15 protein-coding genes are annotated in these 22992 nt (G+C 67.3%); 11 read left to right on the forward strand and 4 right to left on the reverse strand.

Annotation, left to right across the window (positions count from 1 at the left end):
* Positions 1-856: 856 nt before the first annotated feature.
* From WYO_RS01325 to WYO_RS01360, 8 genes are all read left to right on the forward strand, one after another.
* Complete coding sequence (locus WYO_RS01325; protein ID WP_007558119.1) at positions 857-1753, forward strand: amino acid ABC transporter substrate-binding protein; 897 nt, start codon at positions 857-859, stop codon at positions 1751-1753.
* Between the two features lie 40 nt (positions 1754-1793).
* Positions 1794-2561 (forward strand): amino acid ABC transporter permease, encoded by a 768-nt coding sequence (locus tag WYO_RS01330; RefSeq protein WP_007558120.1) that lies wholly within the window; start codon positions 1794-1796, stop codon positions 2559-2561.
* Positions 2558-3253, forward strand: a complete 696-nt coding sequence (locus WYO_RS01335) for an amino acid ABC transporter permease (RefSeq protein WP_007558121.1) — start codon at positions 2558-2560, stop codon at positions 3251-3253. The genes WYO_RS01330 and WYO_RS01335 overlap by 4 nt, the downstream gene beginning before the upstream one ends.
* Positions 3254-3264: 11 nt before the next feature.
* Positions 3265-4044, forward strand: a complete 780-nt coding sequence (locus WYO_RS01340) for an IclR family transcriptional regulator (protein WP_007558122.1) — start codon at positions 3265-3267, stop codon at positions 4042-4044.
* 11 nt (positions 4045-4055) lie between these two features.
* Complete coding sequence (locus tag WYO_RS01345) at positions 4056-4826, forward strand: amino acid ABC transporter ATP-binding protein (RefSeq protein WP_007558123.1); 771 nt, start codon at positions 4056-4058, stop codon at positions 4824-4826.
* A 118-nt stretch (positions 4827-4944) separates the two neighbouring features.
* Entirely contained in the window at positions 4945-6465 is a 1521-nt protein-coding gene (locus tag WYO_RS01350; protein WP_244424023.1) for an aspartate ammonia-lyase, read from the forward strand.
* Positions 6466-6650: 185 nt separating this feature from the next.
* Positions 6651-8276, forward strand: a complete 1626-nt coding sequence (locus WYO_RS01355) for a HAMP domain-containing methyl-accepting chemotaxis protein (protein ID WP_007558125.1) — start codon at positions 6651-6653, stop codon at positions 8274-8276.
* A gap of 152 nt (positions 8277-8428) precedes the next feature.
* Positions 8429-10387, forward strand: a complete 1959-nt coding sequence (locus tag WYO_RS01360) for a methyl-accepting chemotaxis protein (protein ID WP_007558127.1) — start codon at positions 8429-8431, stop codon at positions 10385-10387.
* An 87-nt stretch (positions 10388-10474) separates the two neighbouring features.
* On the opposite strand, the gene WYO_RS01365 is transcribed toward WYO_RS01360, so the two are convergent.
* The 4 genes from WYO_RS01365 to pucL form a co-directional block, all read right to left on the reverse strand.
* Positions 10475-11320, reverse strand: a complete 846-nt coding sequence (locus WYO_RS01365; protein ID WP_007558129.1) for a YiiG family protein — start codon at positions 11318-11320, stop codon at positions 10475-10477.
* A gap of 1638 nt (positions 11321-12958) precedes the next feature.
* Positions 12959-14113, reverse strand: coding sequence for a glycosyltransferase (locus WYO_RS29510; RefSeq protein WP_128754903.1), 1155 nt, complete (start codon positions 14111-14113; stop codon positions 12959-12961).
* A 637-nt stretch (positions 14114-14750) separates the two neighbouring features.
* Positions 14751-16235, reverse strand: coding sequence for a PAS domain-containing methyl-accepting chemotaxis protein (locus WYO_RS01370; RefSeq protein ID WP_007558132.1), 1485 nt, complete (start codon positions 16233-16235; stop codon positions 14751-14753).
* Between the two features lie 781 nt (positions 16236-17016).
* Positions 17017-17859 carry a factor-independent urate hydroxylase gene (gene pucL / locus WYO_RS01375; RefSeq protein WP_007558134.1) on the reverse strand — a complete coding sequence of 281 codons (843 nt, stop codon included), beginning with the start codon at positions 17857-17859 and terminating at the stop codon, positions 17017-17019.
* 148 nt (positions 17860-18007) lie between these two features.
* On the opposite strand from pucL, the gene WYO_RS01380 reads away from it, so the two are divergent.
* Genes WYO_RS01380 through WYO_RS01390 form a run of 3 tightly spaced genes read left to right on the forward strand, consistent with a single transcriptional unit; the run spans position 18008 to position 22910 of the window.
* Positions 18008-18835, forward strand: a complete 828-nt coding sequence (locus tag WYO_RS01380; RefSeq protein WP_007558136.1) for an FAD binding domain-containing protein — start codon at positions 18008-18010, stop codon at positions 18833-18835.
* Entirely contained in the window at positions 18832-21564 is a 2733-nt protein-coding gene (locus tag WYO_RS01385; protein WP_007558139.1) for a molybdopterin-dependent oxidoreductase, read from the forward strand. The genes WYO_RS01380 and WYO_RS01385 overlap by 4 nt, the downstream gene beginning before the upstream one ends.
* Positions 21564-22910 carry an NCS2 family permease gene (locus WYO_RS01390; RefSeq protein ID WP_007558141.1) on the forward strand — a complete coding sequence of 449 codons (1347 nt, stop codon included), beginning with the start codon at positions 21564-21566 and terminating at the stop codon, positions 22908-22910. Before WYO_RS01385 ends, WYO_RS01390 begins: the two co-directional genes overlap by 1 nt.
* The last annotated feature ends 82 nt before the right edge of the window (positions 22911-22992 follow it).

The following is a 22992-nucleotide window of genomic DNA, read 5'->3' on the forward strand; positions in this document are numbered from 1 at the left end:
CACGTCGTAATGCTGCGTCATGTCTACACTCCTGCATGAGGTCGATGAAAGTCGGCTGACGGCGCGCGAGCCGGCGGGCATGCCCCGGCGCCGTCCCTGGCCGCGGGACCGCAGCCGTGAGCCGGGACGGTCGAGGCGCGCGAATTCCTGATCGTTCTCGCTCCGCTCCCGGGGGGGAATCGGTGGACGGGCATGGGTCGCCAAATGCCGAGCGGTCGATGACGACGTCTGCGGTCGAAGAATGACGTGGGCTGATGACTGGGCTGATCCTTCAGCGGGACCAGCCTGCATGCCGGCAAGCCCTAATATCACCGCCGCCGACCTGCAAAGTCTTTCTTTCGACTATCTTCGGTGCTGTATCAATTTATGAGATTCCAATCGGATTTCGAGACAGGGCGCAGTGATGCCGCGCCGCCGATGGCACGGATCTCAAGCTTTCGCATCGCAGCATTCAAGTGGTTCTCGCCTGTGCATCTGCGAATTAATTCACCGCCGAATGGTTGCCGGCTGGGCAAAGGGCTCGGTCGCGCGCCGAGCGTCACCGCGAGACAGTCTCAAAATACGGACAGATTTTATCTAGATCGATCAGAGGCTTGAGGACGTGACGGCTCTAAAACTTGCGCTGCCGGTCCGCGACGCATGAGACAAAAAATATCATTTTTCGAGACCATATTGACGGCACAATAGCTCTTTCGCCATAACTGCGTCGAGGTGCTACTTGGTCCCGCCGCAGTAATTCACGACTCATTCCGGTCGCGAACGCTTGGAATTATTCTCGTCCAGAGATCGAAAGCCCGTCGGCGATCCGAGGGTGGGTCCGCATCTCTTGGATTGCTGTTGAAATTCGGAGATGCGCATGTACGCCCGTAACCAATTCGTTAAGCTGCCGTGCGCGATAGCTTTTGGTCTGTTGACGACTGCCGCGCAGGCGGAAAGTCCGACGCTGGCCAAGATCAAGCGCACCGGGACCGTGACGCTGGGCTATCGCGAATCTTCGATCCCGTTCTCGTATCTGGGGGCGGATCAGAAGCCGGTCGGGTTCTCGCTCGACCTGTGCGCGCAAGTCGTCGACAAGATCAGAGAGGACATCAAGCTCGATAAGCTTGCCGTCACCCTGCAATCGGTGAATTCGTCCAACCGCATCCCGCTCATGCAGAACGGGACCGTCGACATCGAATGCGGCGGCACCTCCAGCAACGCGGCACGGCTGAAGCAGGTCGCGTTCACGGTCGCGACCTTCGTCAGCTCGGCCCGCTGGATGACGAAGGCATCGTCCGGAATCCAGGACGTGAAGGGGCTCGACGGCAAGACCATCGTGGTCACGCAGGGCTCGAACGCCGTCGGCTTCGCGCAGGGCATCAAGGCCAAGGGCGCGACCTTCGCGATCGTCCAGGCCAAGGACCACGCCGAATCGATGCTGATGCTCCAGAGCGGGCGCGCGGCCGCCTTCATGGAGGACGACATCCTGCTCGCCAGCCTCCGGGCGCGTGCCCCGGACCCGGCGGCCTTCGCGTTCCTGCCCGAGACCTACGAGAAGGTGCCGTACGGCCTGATGCTCCCGAAGGACGATCCGGAGTTCAAGGCCCTCGCGGACGGCGTGCTCAAGGGCCTGATGGCCTCCGGCGCCTTCACCAAGCTCTACGCGAAGTGGTTCGAGAGCCCGATCCCGCCGAACGGCGAGAATCTCAACTTCCCGATGAGCGACGCCCTGAAGGAACGGGTCGCGCATCCGAGCGACGCCCTCGACTTCTGATCGCTCCCGCCCGCCGCGCACCGTCACGAAGGCGACGCCGATGTTCTCCGTGCTCTTCGAGGAGGCCCCTGACGGCCAGCGTTACATCGACTGGCTGATCTCGGGCCTCCAATGGACCGTGACGCTCGCCTTCTTCGGCTGGTGCATCGCCTTCGTGATCGGGGTCGCGGTCGGGGCGGGCCGCACCTCGCCGAGCCGGGCCATCGCGATTCCGTGCCGGCTCTACACGGAGTTCTTCCGCAACATCCCGGTGCTGATCCAGATGTTCCTCTGGTACTTCGTGGTGCCGGAGTTCCTGCCCTTCGGGCTCGGCGACGCGATCAAGCAGATGCCGCCGCCCTGGGGGGCCTTCTGGCCGGCCCTCGTCTGCCTGAGCCTCTACACCTCGGCCCGCGTCTCGGAGCAGGTCCGGGCCGGGATCGAGGCGCTGCCCAAGGGACAGCGCGAGGCCGCCAACGCCCTGTCGCTCTCGACCTGGAAGACCTACCGCCACGTCCTGATCCCGCAGGCGCTCCGGCTGATCGTGCCGAGCCTGACCTCGGAGGTCATGGGCATCTACAAGAACACCTCGGTGGCCCTGACCATCGGCCTGCTCGAGCTCACGGCCCAGGCACGCCAGATCAGCGAGGCGACGTTCCAGACCTTCGGGGCCTTCGCCAGCGCGACCCTGATTTACCTCGCTCTCGCCCTGGTGACGTTCCTGATCATGACCGCGGTCGAATACGCGGTCCGCATCCCCGGCCAGGAACCGGTGACGGGCCGGAAGCTGCCGCGCAAGCTCGCTCTGGCCCAGGAGCTGAAGCCGTGAACAGTCTCGACTTCTCTATCGTCTGGCAGGCGCTGCCCTATCTCCTGCACGGGCTCGCCTTCTCCCTCCAGCTCACGGTCTTCGCCTTCCTCATCGGCCTGGGGCTCGGCATCGTGCTGGCGCTCGTGCGGCACCTGAAGGTGCCGGTGCTGGCGCAGCTCGTGGTCGGCTACATCACGCTGATCCGCTCGATCCCGCTGATCCTCGTCCTGTTCTGGTTCTTCTTCCTGGTGCCGATCCTGCTGACCCCGTTCTCGGTGGACGGGCGGCCGATCCCGGTCGGCGCCGGCCCCACGGCCTTCGTCACCTTCAGCCTGTTCGAGGCGGCCTACTATGCCGAGATCATCCGCACGGGCCTGCGCTCGCTCAACAAGGGCCAGTTCGAGGCCGCGGCGGCCCTCTCGCTCTCGACCTTCAAGACCTACCGCTACGTCATCATCCCGCAGGTGATCCGCGTGGTGAGCCCGATCCTGCTGACGCAGACCATCATCCTCTTCCAGGACACCTCCCTGGTCTACGTCCTGTCGGTGGTCGATCTCACCGGCGCCGCGGTCAAGATCGCCCAGCTGAACGGGAAGCTCGTCGAGATGTATCTCGTCGTCGCCCTCGTCTACCTCGCGATCTGCTCCACCGCCTCGCAGGCCGTGGCCATGCTGCGCGAACGCCAGATGCGCACCGTGCGGACACGATAGGGAGACCGTCCATGCCCCCGGCGCGACGCCCCGGCGTAACCGTCTCTCCCGACGTGCCCGCCCCCATCGGACGGATGCTCGCGATCGTCGAGCTGGTCGCCGTGACCGGGACGATCTCGGTGGCGCAGGTCGTGGAGACGCTCGGCATCCCGCGGCCGACGGCCCACCGGATGGTCGCGATGCTGGAGGCCGTCGGCTACCTCCAGAAGCTGCCCGGGCGCACGGGCTACGGTCCGGCCCCGAAGCTGGTCTCGCTCGCCTCCGACATCATGGCCTCGACGGTGGTCTATTCGGCGCTCAACACCACGCTCACGGAACTCGCCGCGCGCATCGGCGAGACGTGCAGCCTGGCGATGCTGTCGGGCGGCGACGTCGAGTACATCGCCAGCGCGTTCGGCGGCTCGCCGCTGACGCTGCAGTTCCAGGCCGGGCAGAAGACGCCGATCCACTGCACGTCGAGCGGCCGGATCTTCCTGGCCAACCTGTCCGACGAACGGCTGGAGACCTTCCTGGCTTCCGGCCCTTGGCAGCCGGTCACGCCCCAGACCCTCACCGACCCGCGCAAGCTGCGCGAGGAGCTGAAGGTCATCCGTGAGCAGGGCTACGCCCTCAACGATTCCGAGTTCATCGTCGGCGTGGTCGGGGCCGCGGTGCCCGTCCGCAACACCGAGGACCGGGTCCTCGCGGCCCTGACCGTCTCGGCCCCGAAGAGCCGCATGCCGCTCGATAAGCTGAAGACCTTCATTCCCGCGATGAAGAGCGCGGCGGCGCGCATCGCCCGATCCCTGTGAGGAGACCGACCATGGCCGCGACCCAATCGATGGCGGGAACCCCCGCGGGCGCCGAGGCGGTGACGATGATCGACGTGACCAAGTGGTACGGCTCGTATCAGGCGCTCACCGACATCCGGCTCAACGTCGCCCCCGGGGAGAAGATCGTCGTCTGCGGACCGTCCGGCTCGGGCAAGTCGACCCTCATCCGGTGCATCAACCGCATCGAGACGCATGACGGCGGCCGGATCATCGTCAACGGCACCGAGCTGACCGCCGAGACCCGCAACATCGACCACGTCCGGCGCGACGTCGGCATGGTGTTTCAGAGCTTCAACCTGTTTCCGCATCTCAGCGTGCTCGACAATTGCACGCTCGCCCCGATCAAGTCGCTCGGCATGGGAGCCAAGGAGGCGCGGGATCTGGCGATGCACTTCCTGCAGAAGGTGCGCATCGCCGATCAGGCGAAGAAGTACCCCGGGATGCTCTCGGGCGGCCAGCAGCAGCGCGTCGCCATCGCGCGGGCGCTGTGCATGAAGCCGAAGGTGATGCTGTTCGACGAGCCCACCTCCGCGCTCGACCCCGAGATGGTCAACGAGGTGCTCGACACCATGGTCGTGCTGGCGCTCGAGGGCATGACCATGATCTGCGTCACCCACGAGATGGGTTTCGCCCGAAAGGTCGCCGACCGGGTCGTGTTCATGGACCAGGGGCAGATCGTCGAGGTGGCCTCCCCCGAGGCGTTCTTCCAGGCTCCGAAGACCGAGCGCGCGCGGAACTTCCTCGCGCAGATCATTCACTGATCCCGGCGGGACCAGCGTGACGAAGGCCGCCGCCCCACCGCATGGCGCGAAGCATCGCCGTTACGGGCGGCGAGCCTCCATTGGCCCCAGCGAACGGATGGACAGCGTGAGCACCGATATGGCGCAGACCAGCCTCCCGCCGGAGACCCCCGTCCGGGATTCGACGACGGCCGACGACCTCGCGCTCGCCACGGTCCGCACCGTCCCGATGGAGGGCACCCGCACCCGCCGGGAGCACGACCTTCTCGGCGACGACGAGGTCCCGGCCGAGGCGCTCTGGGGCATCCACACCAAGCGGGCGGTGACGAACTTCCCGATCACCGGCGTCCCGGTGGGCCATTTCCCCGAATTCGTCCGCAGCCTCGCCCTGGTCAAGCAGGCTGCCGCCCGGGCCAACCGGCGCCTCGGCTATCTCGACCCGGCCAAGGCGGACGCCATCGATCGCGCCTGCGCGCTCGTCGCAACCGACGCCAAATACGCCGAATCGTTCGTGGTCGACGCCATCCAGGGCGGCGCCGGCACCTCGACCAACATGAACGCCAACGAGGTCATCGCCAACGTCGCGCTGGGCCTGATGGGGCGCAAGCCCGGATCCTACGACGCCCTGCACCCCAACGACGACGTCAACATGGCGCAGTCGACCAACGACGCCTACCCGACGGCGCTGCGACTGGCGGTGATCCTCGCGACGCAGCCGCTGATCCGGGCGCTCGACGACCTCGCCTACGCCTTCAAGGGTAAGGCGGTGGAGTTCGCGGACGTGCTGAAGATGGGCCGGACGCAGCTCATGGATGCCGTACCGATGACGCTCGGCCAGGAATTCGACGGCTTCCACGCGACCATCAAGGAGGACGTGGCCCGGCTCGGCGAGGCGGTGGCGCTGTTCCGCGAGGTCAATCTCGGTGCGACCGCGATCGGGACCGGCATCAACGCCGATCCGCGCTACGCGGCGCTCGCCGTGGAGGAGCTGTCGCGCGTCTCCGGGCAGCCGATGGTGCTGGCCTCGAACCTCATCGAGGCGACTTCGGACCTCGGCGCCTTCGTGCTGTTCTCCGGGGTGCTCAAGCGCGTGGCGGTGAAGCTCTCCAAGATCTGCAACGACCTTCGGCTGCTCTCGTCGGGCCCCCGCACCGGCCTTGGCGAGATCCGGCTGCCGGCGGTGCAGGCGGGCTCCTCGATTATGCCCGGCAAGGTCAACCCGGTAATCCCGGAGGTCGTCAACCAGGTCGCCTACATGGTGATCGGCCAGGACCTGACCGTGACGCTGTGCGCCGAGGGCGGCCAGCTCCAGCTCAATGCCTTCGAGCCGACCATCGGCTACTGCGTCCTGTCCTCCCTGCGGATGCTGACGGCCGCCATCGACACGCTGACCAAGCGCTGCATCGAGGGGATCGAGGCGGACCGGGAGCGCTGCCGCACCCTCGTCCAGGGTTCCATCGGCCTCGTCACGGCGCTCGCGCCGACGCTCGGTTACGAGGCGAGCTCGCGGGTGGCGCAGCGCGCGCTCAAGGAGAACCGCCCGGTGGCCGACCTCGTGCTGGAGGAAGGCTTGCTGACGCGGGCGCAGCTCGACCAGCTCCTCGAACTCGAAGCCATGACCCACCCGACGCGGAGGAAGTCGGGCGGCGCGCTATCCTGATGTCCGAATTGCGAGACAACAGATCCGCATGGATAACGCGCGCCTCGACGCCCCCGCCCAGCAATGAACCGCGGTGTCTCGCAATTTGAAACATTATCGCGGGCATTCATGGAAGCATTATAGAGTTCTTTATTAGCTTTTCATCGGCATGATCTGCGCGTGATCGCCGATCCAGAGCCGCAGGCATGAAACTTCTCGCACGCCTTTCGATCAATGGCCTCCTGGTGCTGGCCGTCGTGGTCGCCGTGACGGCCCTCAACCTTGCAGCCCTGTCGCGCTTCCGGAGCGACGACGCGGAAGTCACCCGCGCGCTCACGCTGCTCGGCGCCGTCCAGGATTTCGGCTCGGCGGTGACCGATCAGGCCGCAACCCTCGACGCGTATTCGGTCTCGGCCGATGCCAAGCTCAAGGATCGCTACACCGGCACGGGTGCGCAGCGGGTCGACGCGGCACTGAAGACGCTCCGCCAACGGAGCGGCGATCTGATCCCGCCCGCCTTCCTGGCCCAGCTGGAGGCGGCGCTCCAGGAATGGCGCAAGGCGGCCGAGGTCGACCTGATGGTGATGACCCGCCAGGAGCCGACCCAGGCGGCATACGCCCAGCTCTCGGCCGCCTCGGAGAAGCTGTCGGCCCGCGTGATGGACGTCATCCGCGACGCCCAGGCGCGGAAGGCCGATGCGGCGTCGTCGATGGACTGGACCGCATGGATCGGGCTGGCGGCGTCGGGCGGGGTGGTGTTCCTCACCTCCCTCTGGCTGCTGAGCACGATCCGCGGCCCGCTCGCCGGGCTGACCGCCGCCATCGGGCGCCTGGAAGCGGGTGACCTGCAGGCCGCCGTTCCCCACCACACGCGTCGCGACGAGATCGGCGCGATCGCCAGAGCGATCGAGACCTTCCGGCACGCGCTGCTCGACGGGAGCGGCCTGCGGCAGGCCCAGGCCTTCGAGGCGGAGGCGCGGCTGGAGCGATCGCGCCGGCAGCAGGCGCGGATCGAGACGTTCCGCGCGGAAGTCGGCGACTTGCTGGCCCGCGTCGACGGCGCGCTCGCGACGCTGGACGGGACGGCGAGCACGCTGTCCGACACCGCGGCCGATGCCGGGCGGCGCTCCCGAGCGGTCTCCGAGGCGGCCGGCCAGACATCCGCCAACGTCGTGGCGGTGGTGGCGGCAACCGAGCAGATGGGCGCCTCCATCGGCGAGATCGGGCGTCAGGCCCTGCGCTCGTCCGACCTCGCGCAGGGCGCGGTGGCGAATGTCGAGGGGGCCGTGACCCTGATGGCGGAGCTGTCCGCGGCCTCGGAGGACATCGGCACCGCCGTCACGCTGATCTCGGCGATTGCCGGCCAGACCAATTTGCTGGCGCTGAACGCGACCATCGAGGCCGCCCGGGCCGGCGAGGCGGGTCGCGGCTTCGCCGTGGTCGCGGGCGAGGTCAAGGACCTTGCAGGACAGACCGCGGAGGCGACCCGGAGGATCGCGGATCAGACCGCCCGCATCCAGGCCTCGACCGGCTCGGCCTCGACCGCCATCGCCGACGTGTCGGCCCGGCTGCGGGACATCGACGGCGTGATCGCCTCCATCGCGGCGGCGGTGGAGGAGCAGGGCGCGGCGACCCAGGAAATCGTCCGCAATGTCGGGCAGGCCGCCGAGGGCGCAGAGGGCGTCACCCACAACATCGCCGACGTGGCGCGGGCCGCGGAGGCGACGGGCCGCTCGGCCAAGGACCTTCTGGCATCCCGGGACGCGCTGGAACACCAGTCCCGCGCGCTCGGGGCCGGCGTGGAACGCTTCCTCCGAGATGTCGCGGCATGAATACCCGACAGAGCCGCAGGACCTCGCCGGGCGACAGGCGCGGCGCGGTGCCCGAAACGACCGACGCCCCGACGGGGCGTCCCGATCGATACCGACGGACACCTCCACGGTCCGTCGTATCATGACCCTTGATTCGAGCAGGCGAACCAACAATGCCTAAATCCTTCGGCGTATCGGCCCGTGCGACAGTATTGATCCTGGCGATCGTATGCCTGTCCTTCATCGGCTGCTCGTACTTCGTCTATGCGTCCCAGTCGGCGGCGATCAGGACCGATATCAGCGCGAACATGACGACGTTGAGCGGAACGGCCGCCCGCGGCGTCGCGAACTGGCTCCGGGGCAAGCTCGACCTCAGCGAGTTCATCGCGCAGGAGGTCGCCCGGGTCGGGGTCGGGCCCGCCGCCGATACGGTGCTGGGCTCGCCGCGGGCCCGCGAGACCTTCGAGATCAATATCCTCGGGCGCAAGGACGGCTTCTACACCAAGATGCCCAAGGGGGAGATGGCGCCCGGCTACGACCCGACCCAGAGGCCGTGGTACAAGGGGGCGGCCGCCGGAAACGGCCCGTTCCTGACCGAGCCCTACGTGGCGGCCAGCACGGGGCAGCTGACGATCACGGCCTCCTCCCCGGTGCGCGACGAGCAGGGCGCCCTGGTGGGCGTCGTCGGCGGCGACTTCGCGCTGGGCGCGCTCTCGCACATGATCAACGAAGTCGACATGGGCGGCCATGGCTACGCGTATCTCGTGTCCGGGGCGGGCAAGATCCTGATCCATCCCCGCGCCGCGCTGAACGGCAAGCCGCTGTCGGATCTCGTCACCGGCCAGCTGCCGCGGATGGAAGCCGTGCCCCAGGACGTGTCGGAGGGCGGGCGCTCCACCCTGACGGTCTTCGCCCGCGTCCCGAACCTGCCGCCCTCGCTCGACTGGTACATCGCCCTGTCGGTCGACAGCGCCAAGGCCTTCGCGCCCGTGGAGCGCCTCTGGCAGATCATGGCGGTCTCGACGCTGGTGAGCCTGCTCCTGCTCGCGATCGTCGTCAGCCGCTTGATGGCCGTGACCGTGGCCGCGCCGCTGAACCGCCTGGTCGGGGTCCTGCAGCGCATGGCCCACGGCGAGATCGACGCGGAGATCGTCGAGGCCCGCCGCAACGATGAGATCGGCGCGGTCGGCCGGGCCGTCGAGGGCATCAAGGCGATGGTGGCGCGCAAGGCGATGGAGGAGGCCGAGGTGCGGCGGGTCGCCGACGAGGCCGCGGCGGCCGAGCGCCGTCGCACGATGGTCGCCCTGGCCGACGGCTTCGAGGCGGCGGTCGGCGGCATCATCGGCATGGTGTCGTCGTCCGCAACCGAGTTGCAGGCCACCGCTCAGACGATGACGGCGACGGCCGCCGAGACGGCGAGCCAATCGACAACCGTTGCCGCCGCCGCCGAGGAGGCCGCCGCCAACGTGAACACCGTGGCGGCGGCGGCCGAGGAGCTCGGATCGTCGGTGCAGGAGATCGGTCGGCAGGTCGCCGGCTCGGCCGAGCTGGCGCAACGCGCGGTGCACGAGGCCGACCAGACCGGTACGCTGGTGCAGGAATTGAGCGCGTCCGTGTCCCGGATCGGTGACGTCGTCGGCCTGATCTCGAGCATCGCCGGCCAGACCAATTTGCTGGCGCTCAACGCCACGATCGAGGCGGCGCGCGCCGGCGCGGCCGGGCGGGGCTTCGCCGTGGTGGCCTCCGAGGTGAAGGCCCTGGCCGAGCAGACCGGGAAGGCGACCAGCGAGATCTCCGAGCAGATCGCGCGGATCCAGGCATCGACAGGCCAGGCCGTCACCTCGATCGCCGAGATCACCGGGCGGATCCGGGAGATCAGCGGCGTCACGACCTCGATTGCGGCGGCGACCGAGGAACAGGGTGCGGCCACCCAGGAGATCGTGAGAAATGTCGGCCAGGCCGCCACGGGGGCCGGCGAGGTGACCAGCAACATCGCGGGCGTCGCCGGAGCGGCCGAAGAAACCGGAGCGGCCGCGAGCCAGGTTCTGGGCGCAGCGTCGGAGCTGTCGCGCCAGTCCGAGCATCTCGCGACCGAAGTCGGACGCTTTCTCGCGACCGTGCGGGCGGCCTGAACCCGCGTCACCGAGGTGTAGGGCCGCCCGGACTGTCTCGTCGGCGAGCGGCCTTGCCGGTTCGACCGACCCAGAGACGTGCCACGCTCATCGTGAAAAGGCGGTGGCCGTCTGGGCGGTCGAAACCATCATGTTGTAGTCGTTGACGATCCAGGTCACGTCGCGCCCGGCGCCCCGGCGGGCGTCGCCCTTGGCTTTGGCCAGCTTGGCATCGAATTCGCGCAGTTTGCCCAGCAACGAGCGCGGCTGGCTCTCGAACACGTGGAAGGCGTTCGGATTGGCGGCGCTATATCCGTCCATGTCTTTGACGGCGGCGGCATAGCGCCCGAGCGCAGCTTCGAAGGCCGGCATGGCCACGACCGGCTTGGCGTCGGTGGGGAGCAGGTCCATGACCTTGCGCCCCTGGGTCATCACGTTCGCGACGTGCCAGCGCGCTGAGCGGCCTTCCCGAGCCTCGATGGCGGCGAGTTCAGCCGCGTCGCCCTTCTCCTTCTCGACGCGAAACAGTGCATCCACCTTGGCGCGCTCAGCCAAGAAGGCCGGCCCCGCGACCGCGAGCTTGGCATGGAGCGCCCTGCCCTGCTCCATCTTATCCGTGCGATAATCCTGCCGCTCGTAGTAGCTGTCCGCCTCGGTGATCGTCGGGGCGAGCACTTGGTAGGCGGTGATATAGCTCTTCATGGCGCCGTCGAGATCCGGCATCGCGGGCGGTTGTGCCATCGCAGCTTCCGCCGTCACGATCTCACCGCGCACGTCGTAGAGTCCGTAGAGACCGTAGATGATGCGCTCGCGGCCGGTTGGGCCGGTCTTCATGTCGACCCAACTCCGGTAGCGATCGAGCGACTCCTGCGCCCGCAGGGTCCGGTTGAGGAGGCTGACATACGCGTTGAGCTTGCGGACCGTAGCCTGCTCGGGGCTGACCTCGGGCTTCATTATCCGCCCCGTCGGCAGCGGCTCCTGCGCGAGGGCCGGTGAGCCGCCGAGAAGCACCGTCAGGATCAGCCACGTCGTCGTTCTGATTACCGGAGTGATCCTCCAGGTTCATTCGGCCTGCCTGACGGGTATACGGCTCGAAGACCGTCGATTGAATGGGTTCGATCATCTGGCCTGATGCGTAAGATTAGAAACTGGTGCGTCAAGGACAGTTCTGATCCAAGTTTGATCGTCGAGCTTACGAATTTATTGGGTTAAACGGCAGACGAATGTAAGAAATATGGTAGCTGCAGTGGTCCAAGATGACTCGAACGTCATCCGATTAGGTCTGATCATATGCGTCGTGGCCTGGGACGCGAGGTCATTATGGCATTCGGCTTCAAGGCTCGTTGGACGATGATGTCCCGGAGATCGCTTCGTGTGCGAGCGGCCTCATCAGTACGGAGAATGGCCTTCGGCTTGGTGACAGCTCCCTCATCCTCGGCCTGTCGGAGGATCGATCGGGTTGCAGTTGGGGGGCGGGACGTAGAGCAGCCGGGATAGGTTCGCCGATGCCACTGGCCTCGTCGGCGGGCCGGTTGTCGAGCACGACAGTATTGCCGCACGTCAGGATTGGCACGAGGTTCCGCTCGACAGGGATGCAGAAGCGGACAGCGGTCATCGGCCCATCGAAGAGTGTGGTGGCCGTGAAGCGCCTAGTGCACAGGCCGGCTGGCGCGGTGAGGGATTTCCGATGCCCGGAGGGCAAGGCAACCCGACAGCACTCGCCCTGCGCAGCCCGTCCTACCGCCGCGCCAACTTCGCTGTGGTGGTTTCGTTCAGGCGCACGATCCGATCCAGGGCGAAATTGCGTTGGTCCACAAACCAGGACCAGCGGGTTGCCTTCACGTCTTCGCGTTTCTGGTCAACTGCGTGGCCGGCGTTTTCCACGCGTGATGCCGTTGCGCTTGAAGAAACGGGACGTGCTGCTCACCCCGAGCCGCAGGTCCCGGTCGGCTAGCCGCGCGCGCAGCACGTGGAGGAACTGCGAGGGCTACGCCTCGTAGGTTTGCCGGAACCGGTCGGCATGTACCGCCATGGCATGCGAGCGCTGGTTGCCGCCCATCCGCTTGGCTCGCACGCGACTCTCCCGTGCGAACCCTTCGTGCGGGCGTACCGCATCGGCTGGACCGATCTGGAAACGCCCGAGCGCGACTCCCGCCCTCAATCGAAGCCACCGCACGCTCGCGCCGACCGATCTATAGGGCTGACGGCATCCCGCTCGGCGCTTGTAAGCCCGTCCAGTGCCTCACTTACGAGCCAGACCGCCTAACCCTCAGCAATTCAAACCGCCCGGGGACAGCTCAAAATGCCCGCCTGCGCAACTCAGTTCTCGATCCGCCCACGGCCCACCTGTCGAGGGCGGATCGAGGCTGTGGCGGAACCGGGACGACCTCAACTCCAAAATCGTCGCGGCGAAATCGCCCACACATATCGAGTAAAATTCGCTCGGCAAATTCGAATCTAGTCTATCATCGACCTCCGGATCCACTCGCCATATCGAGGCTGCAGTTTCGACTGCGGCTGATGCGCAGAGACGTTATATCAAACGTCATCTCTCGATCCGTCATAAGAGTGGCGATCGGACTCACGGCAGTCCTAATCAGAAAAATGCCAGTTCGGCTCAAAGACAGAAGTGAAAGCAGAGTGATTGGCACCCCAAGCGGGATCGACCATTTTCGCGAGCGCCTTACGAGCAAGGCTCACACGATCCAGTCGATTCTCGTGTGGAAAGTCCGGGCACCCGAGCGTGGCGAGGCAGGCTGACAGGCACGCCCGGTACTGCCCTGTGTTGAAAGCAATTACCGCGAACTTGTCTTGCAATCCATAATTGTACATCCAGGGACGAAGGAAGAGTCCGTCCGATGGCACCGGTAATTCGAGTCCTGGCTCTGCGTAATGGTAAGCCTCAACGTAGCGCTTTTTGTCTTGGCAATACCGACAGGCATGCCAGCGCGCTTCGACACGGCGTGGGTTTACCGCGATAGCTTTGTCAAGCGTGGCGATAACATCATCGAACGGATGATCCAGAGATTCCATCAGCAATGCAGCGTTCATAAAACTAATGTAGATTTCCTCGGTCCAAAATCCAAGCTCGGTGCGCTTCAGATAAAGTTCAATAGATTTACGAATTTCACCGCAATCTCGATAACTATTAGCAAGATAGAATGTGTATCTAGAGATCAAAAAAGGATCTTTTTCGGTTTTCAATGCCTTTTCGAAAACCTCATCGTCTCTCACATAAGTGTTTTCGTCGCGTCGGCGCGCCCCATCATGCCCTCGACGCATCGCAATCGGCAATTTTCCAGTCCACACCGGTGTCTTGCATTGAGCAATTTCATGCAAGACACCGCGATAATGCCACGGAAAATTGTTGTTGAACAATTGTGTGCGCGGATAATGGAGATTCGTGTCATGAATCTGCATGTCGTAGCCTGGAGCATCCAGGTCCGGCATCACGAAGCCAGGCGCGACGGGCAGCTCGGTGTCCGGAATTATCAACTCGTCGTCCGCATCGATGACGAGCGTATAGTCGCCATGCCGCCGGGCAAGATCCAAAGCCTCGGTGCGGTTGTAGGCGAAATCGACCCAGGGGCGCTCCACCAGGGTGCCCGGAATATCGGCCATGGCGGCCCGGATGATGTCCTGCGTTCCGTCGGTCGAGCCGGTGTCGACGATGATCCAATGATCAATAACGGGCTTCACAGAATCGAGGCAGCGTCGAATAACCGGCGCCTCGTTCTTGACGATCATCGACAAGCATATCTTTTGACCGGACGGAGTCATCTTCGAAATATTTCCTGGCGCAAGGACAAGCAGGACCCGGTGACGTGATTCCAGCTTGTACCGTGGCGCCGGGACTTTCGCAAAGCGCGCGAACGTCGATGGACCGTGAATGTTCCGCTTTACGAGGGCGCTGTGCCGCGATTTGAGGCTATTGTCTCCGCAATCCATGCATCAAGACGCGATAATGCATTATTTTAACCGGAATAAATAAAATTATACCGAGGCATGACGCCTGAAGTGCGATGAATTGAAGGCCCGGAAATGTCGAAACAGTCGATCGGCACAGCAGTCCGGTCTGGCCTGCCCGGCAATCGCGCTCATTCGACCATGTGCTTCAGGAAGCGGCTCGCGGGCGGTGCTGGACGTGCCGGCACCGCTCGCCGAAACGCCGGCCGGCTCCGCTGTAATGGTTACGGCGTTCAGCAGAGAGTTAAATGCAGCCGATCCGCGTGGGTTCAGGGTGATCGTGAACCGCCGATTCAACCGGATCTTTTCCGGGAAACATGTCGTCCGTGGCGCGGCGACACCTCGCCGCTACCCAGCGAATCGCCGGCGCTTCGGATCCATCCCTTCCGAAACGCCGGCGATTGCTGGACCGGTCATCTCACCCCACGGCGCGGGAGGCTTCCCGGACCTGTCGGGTCGCGCGATCGACCTGCTCGGTGGCCCGGGCGATCGTGTCCATGCCGGCCGCGATGCTGGAAACGCCGTGCGAGGCCGTCTGCATGCTGCCGGACATTTCGCGGGTCACCGCCGACTGCTCCTCGACCGCGGCCGCGATGGTCGAGGACACCTCGTTCAGCGTCCGGATCGTGCCCTGGATCGTATCGATCGCGCCCACGGCCTCCCGCGTGGCCGATTGGGTCGCGGCGATCTGGCCGCGGATCTGGTCCGTAGCCCGGCCCGTCTGCTCGGCCAGGGCCTTGACCTCCGAGGCGACCACCGCGAAGCCTCGGCCGGCCTCCCCGGCCCGAGCCGCCTCGATCGTGGCATTCAGCGCCAGCAGGTTGGTCTGCGCCGCGATGCCGGCGATCAGGCCGACAACGTCGCCGATCTGGGTGGCTTGATCGCTCAGCCCGGCCACGATGCTGCCGGTGTGCTGCGCCTGGGTCACCGCTTGCCCGGCAATCGAGGCGGCGTGGCTCACCTGGCGGCTGATCTCGTTCACCGAGATCGAGAGCTGCTCCGCACCCGAGGCGACCGCCTGGATGTCGTCGGACACCCGACCGACGGTATCGGCGGCCGTCCCGGTCTGCCGCGTCACATCCGTGACGGCCTGCCCGATCGCGTCGAGATCCGTGTCGATCGCTTCCCGGGCCTCGGCCCGGCGCTGGCGTTCGCGGACCTGCGCGGTGATGTCGGTTGCGAACTTGACCACCTTGATGGGCCGACCATTGCCGTCGCTGATCGGGTTGTAGGTCGCCTGGATCCAGATTTCCCGCCCGCCTTTCCCGATCCGCCGATACTCGGCGGACTGGAATTCGCCGCGTGCCAGCGCCGCCCAGAACGCGCGATAGGCCTCGCTGGACCGCTCCGCTTCCGTGACGAACACGCCATGGTGGCGGCCGACGATCTCGTCCGCGCTGTAGCCGACCGCATCGAGGAAGTTCTGGTTGGCGCTCAGGATCGTCCCATCGAGCGCGAAGGCGATCACCGCCTGCGAGCGGTGAAGGGCGGCGATCTGACCGTCGAGGTCGAGGGCGCGCAGCTTCTGCGCCGTGATGTCGGTGGCGATCTTGACGATCGTGGTCGGCTTCCCGGCCCGGTCGAGAACCGGGACATAGGACGCCTGGATCCAGACTTCCCGTCCGTCCTTGCCGATGCGCTTGTACTCCGCATTCTGGAAGGTCCCGGCCCGCAGCTTGTCCCAGAATTGCCGGTAGGCGTCGCTCTCGCGCTCGACCGGGTCGACGAACAGGCTGTGGGGGCGCCCCCGGATCTCGCCGAGCGTGTAGCCCATGACCGCCAGGAAATTCGCGTTGGCGTCCAGGATCGTGCCGTCCAGGGCGAACTCGATCGTGGCCAACGACCGATCCAAGGCCGCCCATTTGTCCCGTTGGCTCCGTCCACCCGTCAGGTGATCGAACATCGTTTCCTCCAGATGCGCAGGCCCGTCGCACGGCACAGACCGGCATCGCCATGCGGGATGCCGGCGGCTGGCCCGCCCCAGCATCGGCAGTCTTGGGATGCCAGTAACCGAGGCGCCTTGATCGCAGGTTAAATCGCCGAACCCGTCATAAACTATGACAAATCCGATTCCGTTCGAGCATTTCCAAGAAAAAAATCGCAACCGCACGCAGCGGTTGCAGGCTCGAACTTTGACTTTTGTCTCAACCCGGCAGCCGATGGATGCCTCGGTGGGGCGGAACGACTACCAAGACACCGGATTTTCTAACGTGTGATGGTTTATGCCATGCTCTGGCTGCACGCGATCCGCTGTTGTGGCGGCGTGCCATACGAATGGCGTGGTTGGCCCGGACGGGACGCCGCTCATGCGTGCGCGACGATTGCAGCCCCGCCCGACCGGTGATGCCGCACCATGCGCCGCTGCACAGGGGAGTGCGAAGGCTTGCAACGTGTCCGTGCAGGGGCGCTGGCAGGCCGCGCACGGCATCTCAGCACGCGTCACGGGAATGTGAGGCGGACGGCTCCGAATCCCGCACCTGTGGGGTCGGCCCAGCCATCCCGGCGGCTGCGTCGGCGCGGAACCTTAGGCTCCGCGATCTCGGAGGCGCAGCACCGATACAGCCCGCGTTGCAGTCGGACCGGTCTCGTGCGGCCAAGCGATGCTCGTCCGCATCTGCCCCTACGAACCCAGGCACGCGTCGCGCGATAGCGCCGACCCCGCCGGGGCGACGCCCGACCGCCTATCAGTCGGCTCGGCCGATCGTCGCCTCGATCCGGCCATGGGGCTCGTCGGTGGGCAGGAACACCGTACCGGGATTCTCCAGCCCGAAGGGTTTCAGGTCGATCGGCACGTAGTGCTTGTTCGGCATGACGAAGGCGATCTCGGCCACCTCGGGGACGGTCGCGAGCGCAGCCTCACCCATCCGGTACATGCTGTCCTGCACGCCCCGGCTGTAAGTCGTGCCAAAGACCGTGAGCAACGTCGCGAGGATCCGGGCATTGGCGGCCTCGCAATCCGCCGGGACCGCCGACCAGGTCCAGGTCGCGTCCATGCTGGTGGCGGCGATGCGATCGGTGGCGTCCGGGAGCGTCCGGTAGCCGTCCGCGACGAAGCCGGCCCAGCCCGATTGGGTGGTCTTCATGAAGGTGTAGCCGCGGATCCCGGACCTCAGGATCGATCCGGACCGGGTGGCCTCGAGACCCACATAGCCGGACCCGTTGCCGTCCCGGGTGAAGGTATGGCCGTGCGGCACACCGTCCACGGCGTGGCGCTGCCAGCGGGTCTCCTCGGCCTCGATCGTCACGGTCTCCACCTGCGGATAGGTCTCGAGCAGGACTTGCGCCACCGCCACCGCGAAGCCTTCCGCGTCGAGGGAGAGGTTTCTGGCCGCCGTGACGTTGACGATGTTCTTCACGCTGTCGGTGGCGATGCAGGCGCGGTTGTCGCCCTCGGTCCAGGCGGCGTCGAAACGCCCGGTCAGAAGCACGGAGAGCGTCAGCTCCCGCGGGACGTGGTGGTCGCCCGAGCGGGTCAGCCGCATCACCCGGACCCGGTCCTTGCCGTATTGCGATGCCGTCAGAGCCATCATGATCCCCGAGTGGACGCCCCGAGCGGGGCCGTGCGGAGCGGGAGCTTAGGGTGGGAGCGGGCGCTTCTCCAATGCGGGGCGGCGCATCGGCAGACATATTGCTAGCCTGACCGGCATCCTGCCGGGAGGATTCCAGGGAGCGGCCGTGGACCTCAACACGATCGAGACCGTCATCCGGCCCCGCGCCCGGGCCGACCTGCCGGACTGGCGCGCCGGCGATGCCTGCCTGGCCGGCGGGACCTGGCTGTTCTCGGAGCCGCAGCCCGAGATGCGGCGTCTCGTCGACCTGACGGCGCTCGGCTGGCCGTCCCACACCGTCGCGGCCGAGGGTTTGACCCTGGCCGCGACCTGTACCATCGCCCAACTCGACCGGCTGGAGTTCCCGCCGGACTGGATCGCCGCCCCGCTGATCGGGCAATGCTGTCGGGCGCTGCTCGGATCGTTCAAGATCTGGAACGTCGCCACCGTGGGCGGCAACCTGTGCATGGCCCTGCCGGCCGGGCCGATGATTGCTCTGGCCGCGGCCCTGGAGGCGACCTGCACGATCTGGGCGCCGGACGGGACCGAGCGGCACCTGCCGGCGGCGGATTTCGTGGTCGGGCCGCAGCGGAATGCGCTCCGCCCGGGGGAGATCTTGCGCAGCCTGTTCCTGCCCGCGGCCGCTCTAGCCCGCCGTGCCGCGTTTCGGCGCATCAGCCTGAGCCCGAACGGCCGGTCCGGCGCGCTTCTGATCGGCACGCGCGGCCCAGGCGGCGCCTTCGCGCTCACCGTCACGGCCTCGACCCGACGGCCCCTGCGCCTCGCCTTCGCGGGCCTGCCGGATCGGGACACCCTCCGTCAGGCGCTCGCCGACGCGATTCCGGACGACCTCTGGTACGACGACGTGCACGGAACGCCGGACTGGCGCTGCCACATGACCGTGCACCTCGCGCAGGAGATCCCCGCGGCGCTGGCCGACGAGGTTTCGGCATGAGGCTCACGATCAACGGCCACGCCCATGCCGGCGCGCCGCGCCCCGGACAATGCCTGCGCACCTACCTGCGCGAGGCCGGCTGGTTTGGGGTGAAGAAGGGGTGCGACGCCGGCGATTGCGGTGCCTGCACGGTCCATCTCGATGGCGAGCCGGTCCATAGCTGCCTGCTCCCGGCGTTCCGCGCCGAGGGACGCAGCATCACCACCATCGAAGGCCTGGCCGGGCCCTGCCGGCCGGAGGATCCTGTCCCCGACGCCGTGCACCCGATGCAGGCGGCCTTCCTGGCGGCGCAGGGTTTCCAGTGCGGGTTCTGCACGCCGGGCATGATCATGACCGCCGCAACCCTCGATCAGGGCCAGAAGCGGGATCTCGGCGCCGCCCTGAAGGGCAATCTCTGCCGCTGCACCGGATACCGCGCCATCCGGGACGCCATCGCCGGGATCGCGCATCGCGACACGGCCATGAGCGGCGATCCGGTCGGCCGGAGCCTGCCCGCCCCGGCCGCCCCCGAGGTGGTGACCGGGCGCGCCCGCTTCACCCTCGACGCGCCGCCGGCCGACGCGCTCCATCTCAAGGTCCTGCGTTCCCCCCATGCCCATGCCCGGATCGTGGCGATCGACACCGCGGAGGCGGTCGCCATCCCGGGCGTCGTCGCGGTCTTGACCCATGCGGATTCACCGCAGCGCCGGTTCTCCACCGGCCGCCACCAGGACCCGCGCGACGACGCGGCCGACACGATGGTGCTGGATCCCGTCCTGCGCTTCGTCGGCCAGCGGGTCGCCGCGGTATTGGCCGAATCCGTGGCGGCCGCGGAGGCCGGATGCCGGGCGCTGCGGGTCACCTACGCGCTGCGTCCCGCACTCCGCGACCCGGACCTGGCGCTGAATCCGGACGCACCGAACGTCCACGATCCGGTGGACCGGCCGGGCCACGATGCGCCGCCTCTGATGCGCCACCCGAACCTGGCGGCCGAAGTCCATGGGGCGATCGGCAATGTCGCGGCGGGCTTCGCCGAGGCCGACGTGGTGTACGAGGAAACCTTTCGCGCGCAGCGGGTCCAGCACGGTGCCCTCGAAACCCATGGCTGCGTCGGCTGGCGCGATCCGGACGGACGCCTCACGCTTCGGACCAGCAGCCAGGTGCCGTTCCTGACGCGCGACGCCCTGTGCGACCTGTTCGGCCTGGCGCGGGATTCCGTGCGGGTGGTCTGCGGCCGGGTCGGGGGCGGCTTCGGCGGCAAGCAGGAGATGCTGACCGAGGATCTGGTGGCGCTGGCGGTCCTGCGCACGGGCCGGCCGGTGCTCTGGGAGCTGACCCGCCAGGAGCAGTTCACCGCCACCACCACCCGCCATCCGATGCGGGTCGCCGTGAAGGTCGGCGCGCGCCGCGACGGCCGCCTGACCGCGATCAGCCTCGACGTGCTTTCGGATACGGGGGCCTACGGCAACCATGCCGGCGGCGTGATCCACCACGGCTGCAACGAGGTGCTGGCCGTCTATGCCTGTGCGAACAAGCGGGTTGACGGCTACGCGGTCTACACCAACACGGTGCCGGCCGGCGCCTTCCGGGGCTACGGCCTCAGCCAGACGATCTTCGCGCTGGAATCGGCCCTGGACGAGGTTGCCCGCGCGCTGGCGATCGACCCGTTCGAGCTGCGCCGGATCAACGCCGTGCGGCCGGGCGACCCGATGGTGTCGAACAGCCTCGAGCCGCACGATGTCGTCTACGGCAGCTACGGCCTCGACCAGTGCCTCGACCGCGTCCAGCAAGCCCTGCAGGCCGATCCCGGACCGGAGCCGGAAACCGGCTGGCGTACGGGCACCGGCATGGCGATGGCCATGATCGACACGATCCCGCCGCGCGGCCACCACGCCGACGCGCAGGTCAGCCTGGAGCCGGATGGTGGCGTCACCGTGCGCGTCGGCACCGCCGAGTTCGGCAACGGGACCGCCACGGTGCATCGCCAGATCGCCGCCTCGGCGCTCGGCATCGCACCGGACCGCATCCGCGTCGCGGGCGCCGACACCGATGCGGTCGGCCACGATACCGGGGCCTATGGCAGCACCGGAACCGTCGTCGCCGGCCTCGCGGTGCTGCGCGCGGCCGAGGCGCTGGCGATGCTGATCCGCCGGCGCGCCGCCGCGCTGACCGGTGCCGAGCCGGATGCGTGCCGGCTCACCGGCGGCGCGGTGGAGACACCGGGCGGCCCGCTGGCCCTCGCAGCGCTCGGCCCGCTCGCCACGGGCGGCCGGGCGGATGGCAGCCCCCGCTCGGTGGCGTTCAACGTCCAGGCCTTCCGGGTGGCGGTCCATCCGGTGAGCGGCGCGGTCCGCATCCTCCGCAGCATCCACGCCGCGGATGCCGGCACGGTGATCAACCCGATGCAGTGCCGCGGCCAGGTCGAAGGCGGCGTCGCGCAGGCGATCGGCGCCGCGCTCTACGAGGATCTTGTGATCGACGCCGCCGGCCGGGTCGTCACGCAGGCGCTGCGCGACTATCACATCCCGGCCTGCGCCGATGTGCCGGACACCGAGGTGCTGTTCGCGCACACCCATGACAGCGTCGGGCCGCTCGGGGCGAAGTCGATGAGCGAGTCGCCTTACAATCCGGTGGCGGCGGCGCTCGGCAACGCGATCCGGGACGCCACCGGGGCCCGGCTCACCGCCACGCCGTTCGCGCCCGACAGGATCTTCCGCGCCGTGATGGCCGGCGTGAGCGGGGACGGGTGATGGACATCAAGCGCGACGCTGCGATCCCGGGGCCGGATCGGGCAGGCTTCCTGGAACGTCGGTTCCGGCTCGCCGAGCACGGCACCACCGTGCGCACGGAGCTGCTCGCCGGCCTCACCACCTTCCTGACGATGGCCTACATCGTCTTCATCAACCCGAGCATCCTGGCCGATGCCGGCATGCCCAAGGGCGCGGTATTCGTGGCGACCTGCCTGGTCGCGGCGCTCGGCTCGCTGGTGATGGCGCTCTACGCCAACTACCCGATCGCCCTGGCCCCCGGGATGGGTCTCAACGCCTATTTCGCCTACGTGGTGGTGCTCGGCATGGGCTTCACCTGGCAGGCGGCGCTCGGGGCGGTGTTCATCTCCGGCCTGTGCTTCCTGGTCGTCACCCTCACGGGCCTGCGCGCGATCATCGTCGAGGGCATCCCGCGCTCGATGCGGATCGCGCTCACGGTCGGGATCGGCCTGTTCCTGGCCGTGATCGCGCTCAAGAACGCCGGCATCATCGCCGCCAGCCCCGCGACCTTCGTGACGCTCGGCGACCTGCACAAGCCGGGGACGGTTCTGGCGGTGATCGGATTCCTGATGGTCGCCGCGCTCTCCGCCCGAAAGGTGAAGGCGGCGCTCCTCAGCAGTATCCTGACCGTGACGGTCCTGAGCTTCTTCTGGGCGGGCAACGCCTTCCAGGGCGTCGTCTCGCTGCCGCCCGCGATCACGCCGACCCTGTTCGCCCTCGACCTCTCCGGCGCGCTCTCGGGCGGCCTGCTCCACGTCGTGCTGGTGCTGTTCCTCGTCGAGCTGTTCGACGCCACCGGCACGCTGATGGGGGTTGCGAGCCGGGCCGGCCTGCTCACCGACGGCCGGATGCAGCGGCTCGACCGGGCGCTGATGGCCGATTCCGCCGCGATCTTCGTGGGCTCGCTGCTCGGCACGTCGAGCACCACCGCGTATCTGGAGAGCGCTTCCGGGGTCGCGGAGGGCGGCCGCACCGGCCTCACCGCCGCGACCGTCGCGGTGCTGTTCCTGGCCTGCCTGTTCTTCGCGCCGCTCGCGGGCGCCGTCCCGCCCTACGCGACCGCCCCGGCCCTGTTCTACGTCGCCTGCCTGATGCTGCGCGAGCTCGTCGACCTCGCCTGGGACGACCCCACCGAGGTGATCCCGGCCTGCGTGACGGCCCTGCTGATGCCGTTCACCTACTCGATCGCCACCGGCGTCGCCTTCGGCTTCATCACCTACGCGGCCCTGAAGCTGCTGACCGGCCGGGCGCGCGAGGTGAAGCCGGTCGTCTGGGTGATCGCCGCCCTGTTCCTGTTCAAGTTCGTCGAGACCGGCAGCGCGCATTGACGCCAAGCGGCGGCGCGACGTTCTCCTGGCCGGCCTGCAATGGAAAGGCGCTGGCTACACCGCGTCGCCATTCCATTCCGCG

The sequence above is a fragment of the Methylobacterium sp. GXF4 genome, from assembly GCF_000272495.1.
GTDB classification, from domain to species: domain Bacteria; phylum Pseudomonadota; class Alphaproteobacteria; order Rhizobiales; family Beijerinckiaceae; genus Methylobacterium; species Methylobacterium brachiatum.